Origin of the sequence: Streptomyces sp. NPDC047022 (genome assembly GCF_040644155.1) — a bacterium.
GTDB lineage: Bacteria > Actinomycetota > Actinomycetes > Streptomycetales > Streptomycetaceae > Streptomyces.
On the sequence record NZ_JBEYVV010000041.1, the window covers coordinates 41,891 to 48,254 of the forward strand.

The window sequence follows — 6,364 nt, forward strand, 5'->3', positions numbered from 1 at the left end:
TGGTGCAGCAGGGCGCTGCCAGGGGGCACCCGGCCTCGTAGGCTGGAGCGCGATGAGACGCCGAACCCGCACCCCGCCCTCTCCCCTGCCGCAGCGCGACGGGGTCGATCCCGTACGGGTGCGGATGCCGTTCGACGGCGTTTGGGCCACCGTACGGGACCACCTCGTGGCGCGGCTCGCCGCCGGGGACGGGGTGATCGACGGGATGCTCGACGCGGGGCTGATCGTCACGGCGGACGGACGGCCCGTCACGCGGGACACGGCGTATGCGCCGGGCCTGTACGTGTGGTTCCACCGCGAGCTGCCCGACGAGGTGCCCGTGCCGTACCCGGTCGAGGTGGTCCACCGCGACGAGCACATCGTCGTCGCCGACAAGCCGCACTTCCTCGCCACCACCCCGCGCGGCAGCCATGTCACCGAGACCGCCCTCGCCCGGCTGCGGCGGGACCTCGGTCTCGAGGCCCTGTCCGCGGCGCACCGGCTCGACCGGCTCACCGCCGGGCTCGTGCTGTTCACCGTGCGGCGGGAGGAACGCGGCATCTACCAGACGCTGTTCCGTGACCGCCGGGTCACCAAGGAGTACGAGGCCGTCGCCCCCTACGACCCCGGCGTGGCCCTGCCGCGCACCGTGTCCAGCCGGATCGTGAAGGAGCGCGGGGTGCTGACGGCCCAGGAGGTGCCCGGCGAGCCCAATGCGGTCAGCCGGATCGAACTGCTGGAGCAGCGCGCCGGGCGAGGACGCTACCGGCTGCTCCCGCGCACCGGGCAGACCCACCAACTGCGCGTCCATATGAACGCGTTGGGCCTGCCCATCCTCGGCGATCCGCTCTATCCGGTGGTGACCGGCCCGGGACCGGCCGACGACTTCCGGCGCCCTCTGCAACTGCTGGCGCGGGCACTGGAGTTCACCGATCCGGTCACAGGGCGCGACCACCGGTTCGTCAGCGGACGGGTGCTTCAGGCCTGGTCGTCGTACGAGACGTGGGACCGGGACCGGTAGGGATGCTCATTCACCGCGCCACCAGCGCAGCAACCGCTGCCAGGGCCCAGGACCCCGTCGGGTCTCGGCGGCCGGGGCGGGCCACGCCGCGGTGGCTTCCGGCCCCGCCGTCGCGGGCGGGACGGCCATCGGCTGCGGCACCGACGCCGGGGCCGGGGCCGGTGCGTCCGTCCCCGGTGTGCCGATCAGCCAGCCGGGGCGCTGGCGCGGCACCGTGTGCAGCGCCGGCCGCTGCGTCACATCCTGCGGCGGCCTGGGCTCGAAGCGCACCGGCAGCTCGACCAGATGGCGTGAGGCGAGCGAACCGGTCCAGCGCAGCTCTTCCTCCGCGCAGTCGAGCCGGATGTCCGGCAGCCGCATCAGGAGCGCGTCGATGCCGGTGTCGGCGATGGCGCGGCCGATGTCCTGGCCGGGGCATTCGTGCGGACCTCCGCTGAAGGCGAGGTGCGAACGGTTGCCCTGCATGTTCGCGGCGAGGTCGGGCCGCACCCTGGGGTCGACATTGCCTGGCGCGATGCCGAGCAGCAGCCCGTCCCCCTTGCGGATGCGCTGCCCGCCCAACTCGATGTCCTGTTTGGCGAAATAGCCGAGGATGCTGCTGAAGGGCGGCTCGTCCCACAGCGACTGCTCCACCGCCTCCGGCACCGTCATCTGGCCGCCGTTGAGCCGTGCCCTGAAGCGCGGATCGGTGAGCACCACGCGCAGTACGTTGGCCAGGAGGTTGGCCGTCGCCTCGTAGGCCGCGATCAGGACCAGCCGCAGATGCTCCCGGATCTCCTCGTCGGTGAGCCCGGCGGGGTGGATGACCAGATGACTGGTGAAGTCCTCCTCGGGCCGGGCCCGGCGGCGGGCGGTGAGGCGGGTCAGCGCGTCCACGATGTACTGGTTGCTGGTGATCGCGGTCTCGGTGCCCTTGAGCATGTCCCGGGCGGCGTGCACGATCTGGTCGTTGTACTCCTCGGGCATGCCGAGGACCTCGCACATCACCGCCATCGGCAGATGGTCGGCGAACTGGCCGACCAGCTCGGCCCGGCCCTCCTCGCAGAACCGGTTGACGAGGGCCTGGGTCTCCCGGTTGATGTACCGGCGCAGACCCCGGTAGTCGATGGTCGAGATGGCACCGTTGACCGCGCCGCGCTGCCGCAGGTGTTCATCGCCCTCGGCGTAGGAGCAGATGGGCTGCCAGGCGAAGTGCGGCGTCAGCGGGTGGTCGGGCTTGATCTCGCCGGAGCGCAGCGGGGCCCAGGTCCGGCTGTCGCGAGTGAAGTGCGCCGGGGATCGCACCATGTGCAGGTTCTCGCTGTGTCCGAGCACCACCCAGATCGGTACGTCGTCATGGAGGAGCGCGGGGGCCACGGCACCGTGCTCGGCGCGCATCTTCTCGTACAGGGCTCCCAGGTCCTCCACCTCGGGGCCGTACAGCCGCCAGGCGCCGCCGGGGCCGCGGCCGTGGGCCGGGCAGCCGGGGGGTGGTACACGGGTGGGGTCGTCCGTACCGGTGAGGTCCCTGCCGGTCAGGGAGTGGGATTCAGACGTCACGGTGATCGCTCCGAAGCTGAGGTGGATCCGGTGTCTGGGGGGTGGGAGTGGAGGCGGGGCGGGGCGGGGGCGAACGGTCGTATGGGTACACGGCGCGGGTCAGACCGAGGCGCGGGTCACCGCCAGGGAGTGCAGGAACCGCATCAGCGTCATCAGGGTGTCGCGGCTGGAGGCCCGGCGCCGTGCGTCGCATTCCACGATCGGGATCTCCGGGGCCAGGTCGAGCGCGAGCCGTAGTTCATCCACCGGGTAACGGGGCGCGTCGGGGAAGGAGTTGACGGCGATCACGAAGGGCACACCGCGCTCCTCCAGCCGCCCGATGACGTCGAAGCTGACCTCGAGGCGCCGGGTGTCGAGCAGCACGACCGCGCCGAGCGCCCCCTCGAACAGGCCGTTCCACAGGAACCAGAAGCGCTCCTGGCCCGGGGTGCCGAACAGGTACAGCACCAGTTGCTCGGTGATGCCGATCCGGCCGAAGTCCATGGCGACGGTGGTGGCCGTCTTGCTGTCGGAACCGTAGTTGTCGTCGACCCCGATGCCTGCCTGCGTCATGGTCTCCTCGGTCGTCAGCGGTCTGATCTCGCTGACGGAACCCACCATGGTCGTCTTGCCGACCCCGAAGCCGCCCACGATCACGATCTTGACCGCGGCCTGTGTCGTGTGCGGCAGGTGGTCCTCGGCCCGTGGACCCGGGACGGTGTCAGAGCTTTTGTAGTCCATGCATCACCGCTTCGAGGAGGGAACGGTCGGGCATCGCCTTGCGGACGATCGGGGCGCGCGCCTGGACCAGTTCGGCCGCCAGCAGATCGGTGAGCAGGACGGTCACCACGCTGAACGGCAGGCTGAGATAGGCCGAGATCTCGGCCACGGACAGGGGGGCCCGGCACAGCCGGAGCAACGCCGACTGCTCCGGCGACACGGTGGGCGGCGCCTCGGCGTTCGACACGATCAGGGTGACCAGGTCGATGGGGGCGCGTTCGTCCCCACCGGCCGCGCTGGTGAGGATGTACAGCCGTTCGGGGTTCTTCCGCCGGCCCTCGCCCTCGCCGCTGCCGCCCCCGGAGTCGCCCGCTGTGACGGGCTCCGGCGGGGGCTGCTGCCCGGGGTTGCGATCGGGACGGCGCTCGGCGCGGCGTCGGCGTCGTTGCGGAGGAGTCATACGGTCTGCCCGTTGCGCCTCGGCGGACTCGTGAGGTGGGAGCCGATGCGGATGACCAGATCGCGCATGCGGTTGCTCATGAGGCCGGCCTCCGCGACCGTGTCGGCGAGTACCGCGAGGTAGGCCCCCGGACCGGCCGCCATCATGTAGAAGTAGCCGCCGTCGATCTCGATGATGACCATGCGCATCCGGCCGTCGCTGTCCGGGATCTCCGTCGCGACCGCCCCGGCCAGGCTCTGCAGGCCGGCGCACGCGGCGGCCAGGCGGTCGGCCCCGTCGGGGTCGCCGCCGTAGCGGGCGATGCGCAGTCCGTCGGCGGAGAGCACCACGACCTGGTGGATGCCCGGTACTCCGTCGGCGAGTTCCTTCAGCAACCAGTCGAAGTTGCCTCGCTGCTGGATCACTTGAAGTCCCCCTCGTCGTCGGCCTGGGCGGGGGCCGGCTCGTCGTTGATGAGTGCGTGCGGGTCGTCGGCCGGGGGCCTGGCGGAGAAGGCGTTCGGATCCGGTGCGGTCTTGAGGCCGTTCATGAACGCCTCGACCCACAGTCCGGGAGCGGGCTCCTCCTTCTTCGGTTCGGGCTCCGGCGTCCACGGGGAGTGCGTCGTGGCCTCGACGGCCTGCGCCGCCGCCTCCGCCGCCGCGGCCTCCGCGATCCGCTGGCTCAGCGGGATCGTGACCCTGCTGCGGCGCTGCGGCAGCCCGCCCGGCGTCCACTCGGTGACCACGGGGACGTCGTCCTCCATGGCGAACTGGTCCGGGATCCGGGGCCCGGTGGTCGGGTGCCGCTTCTTGGTCTTGCGCTCGGGGGCCTTGACTCCGTCGTTGTCCAGCGTCGGTACGGAGGTGGCGCCGATCCCGTGGGCGAAGCCGGGGGCGGGTTCGGTGGTGAGCATGTCGTTCGGGATGACGAGGATCGCGCGGACACCGCCGTACGCGGACTGCCGCAGCGAGACATGCATGTCGAACATCGTCGACAGTCGTCCGACGACGGCGAGGCCGAGACGCGGGGCCTCGCCCAGCTCCTGGATGTCCACACCGGCCTGGGCTTCGGCGAGCATCCGCTCGACCTTGGCGCGGTTCTCCTCGCTGAGGCTGATGCCGCCGTCCTCGATCTCGACGGCGATGCCGGTCTGCACCTCGGTGGCGGTGACGTGCACCTTGGTCTGGGGCGGCGAGTAGCGCGTGGCGTTGTCGAGGAGTTCGGCCGCCGCGTGGATGATCGGCTCGACCGAGATGCCCTTGATGTTGACCTTGGCGATCGAGTGCAGTTCGATACGGCGGTATTCCAGGATGCGGGACATCGCGCCGCGCAGCACGCTGTATAGCGGTACGGGCGCGGGCCACTGGCGGCCGGGCCGGCCGCCGCCGAGGACTGCGATGGAGTCGGCGAGGCGGCCGATCAGCGCGGTGCCGTGGTCGATGCGGAGCAGGTCGTCGAAGACCTCGGGGTTGCGGCCGTGGTCCTCCTCCATCTCCCTGAGCTCGTTGGCCTGCTGGTGGACGATGGCCTGGACTCGGCGGGCGATGTTGACGAAGGCGCGCTGCATGGAGTCGCGCATCGCGGTCTCGCGGTCGACGATCTTCAGTACGGCGCGGAGCAACTGCCGCTGCGGCTGGGGCAGCCCGCGGAACTGGGGGTTGCCGTCGATGACCGTCCGCATCACCTCCCGGGGCGAGACACCGCCACGCAGGCCGTCGAGCGCCTGCGGCAGCACTTCTGTGCGGAAGTACTCGATGTCCTCGTCCTGGGAGGCGATGCGCTGTTCGAGGTAGGCCGCGCGCTGCGCGAAGTCGGCGCGCAGGCCGCGCAGGGTCCGGCCGCGGCGTGCCGCGACGGTCGCGAAGACGGTGACGAGGAGCGTGGCGACGGCTCCGCACAGGCCGACGGCGATCCGGGCCTGTGCCGGGACCGTCGCGACGGCGGCACCCGTGGCGGCCCCCATCAGTATGGCGGGCAGCAACAACTCGCGTGCGTAGGGAAGTTCACGGCCACCGGGAGGCGATTGAACACTCACCATGTATGCCCTCTGAGATGAATCGGCGGGGTCGGGATGCTTTGCGGAGGAACGTGGGGGTAGGTACTGGATCAGACATGAGGATCTATAGGATCTTCGTTATTTTTGGGAACAGGCGCACGATTTCACCTCAACTTGGTGCGCCGCGGGCGAGCCTAGTCCGACCGGATCATCGCTGTGTCATATTCAGCAACCACCTGAAAAGCCCACCACGCAGGAGTACGCTCAACTCCATTTGCACGCTGTGCCACAATTCGAACACACTGTGTCACGAGGAACGGGCGTACGTGACCCCGCTCCATCGATGTGCGCCACGACGGCGTGACGGTGCGGCCGATCGCGCTCACCGGCGACTTCTACGGGCTGAGCGAACGGGACCTCGAACTGGCCCGGCGCACCGGGTTCTTGCCGACCCGGAAGGCGACGACGCCCGCGTCGGCACCGTCGGCCGGACAGGCCCGGAGGCCACCCGCTTCAGAGCAGGGCGACCGGACAGTGCCCCGCGTCTCCGCGGGGCACTGACAGGGGTGGGGGGATGCTAGTAGGTTGTCGCGGCTTAGTTCTTGCATGTTTGGGAGACTGGTATCGGTCAGGTTCCTTCTCCCTTGTCAGGCAGGTCTGTTGTTATGGGTTCGCAGAAGAAGTGGCC

The 6,364-nt window shown here is 70.3% G+C and carries 6 protein-coding genes; 1 reads left to right on the forward strand and 5 read right to left on the reverse strand.

What is annotated here, in order from left to right; all coding sequences use genetic code 11:
• The first annotated feature begins 52 nt into the window (after positions 1–52).
• Positions 53–1,000, forward strand: coding sequence for a pseudouridine synthase (locus tag ABZ845_RS28715; RefSeq protein WP_360985234.1), 948 nt, complete (start codon positions 53–55; stop codon positions 998–1,000).
• Between the two features lie 6 nt (positions 1,001–1,006).
• Here the strand turns inward: ABZ845_RS28715 and ABZ845_RS28720 are convergent, their stop codons facing one another.
• The 5 genes from ABZ845_RS28720 to ABZ845_RS28740 all read right to left on the reverse strand — a co-directional run bounded on the left by ABZ845_RS28720 (position 1,007) and on the right by ABZ845_RS28740 (position 5,718).
• Complete coding sequence (locus ABZ845_RS28720; RefSeq protein ID WP_360985237.1) at positions 1,007–2,539, reverse strand: cytochrome P450; 1,533 nt, start codon at positions 2,537–2,539, stop codon at positions 1,007–1,009.
• 99 nt (positions 2,540–2,638) lie between these two features.
• Positions 2,639–3,259, reverse strand: a complete 621-nt coding sequence (locus tag ABZ845_RS28725) for an ATP/GTP-binding protein (protein WP_360985240.1) — start codon at positions 3,257–3,259, stop codon at positions 2,639–2,641.
• Positions 3,240–3,698 carry a DUF742 domain-containing protein gene (locus ABZ845_RS28730; RefSeq protein ID WP_360985243.1) on the reverse strand — a complete coding sequence of 153 codons (459 nt, stop codon included), beginning with the start codon at positions 3,696–3,698 and terminating at the stop codon, positions 3,240–3,242. The genes ABZ845_RS28725 and ABZ845_RS28730 overlap by 20 nt, the downstream gene beginning before the upstream one ends.
• The gene (locus tag ABZ845_RS28735) at positions 3,695–4,102 is read right to left on the reverse strand and encodes a roadblock/LC7 domain-containing protein (RefSeq protein ID WP_360985246.1); all 408 of its coding nucleotides are present in this window, start codon (positions 4,100–4,102) and stop codon (positions 3,695–3,697) included. Before ABZ845_RS28735 ends, ABZ845_RS28730 begins: the two co-directional genes overlap by 4 nt.
• Positions 4,099–5,718, reverse strand: a complete 1,620-nt coding sequence (locus ABZ845_RS28740) for an ATP-binding protein (protein WP_360985249.1) — start codon at positions 5,716–5,718, stop codon at positions 4,099–4,101. The genes ABZ845_RS28735 and ABZ845_RS28740 overlap by 4 nt, the downstream gene beginning before the upstream one ends.
• Positions 5,719–6,364: the final 646 nt, after the last annotated feature.

Excerpts from the sequence above, each read along its gene's own strand:
- ABZ845_RS28730 (WP_360985243.1), bottom strand. The coding sequence starts at position 3,698 with ATGACTCCTCCGCAACGACGCCGACGCCGCGCCGAGCGCCGTCCCGAT.
- ABZ845_RS28740 (WP_360985249.1), bottom strand. The coding sequence starts at position 5,718 with ATGGTGAGTGTTCAATCGCCTCCCGGTGGCCGTGAACTTCCCTACGCA.
- ABZ845_RS28725 (WP_360985240.1), bottom strand. The coding sequence starts at position 3,259 with ATGGACTACAAAAGCTCTGACACCGTCCCGGGTCCACGGGCCGAGGAC.
- ABZ845_RS28715 (WP_360985234.1), top strand. The coding sequence starts at position 53 with ATGAGACGCCGAACCCGCACCCCGCCCTCTCCCCTGCCGCAGCGCGAC.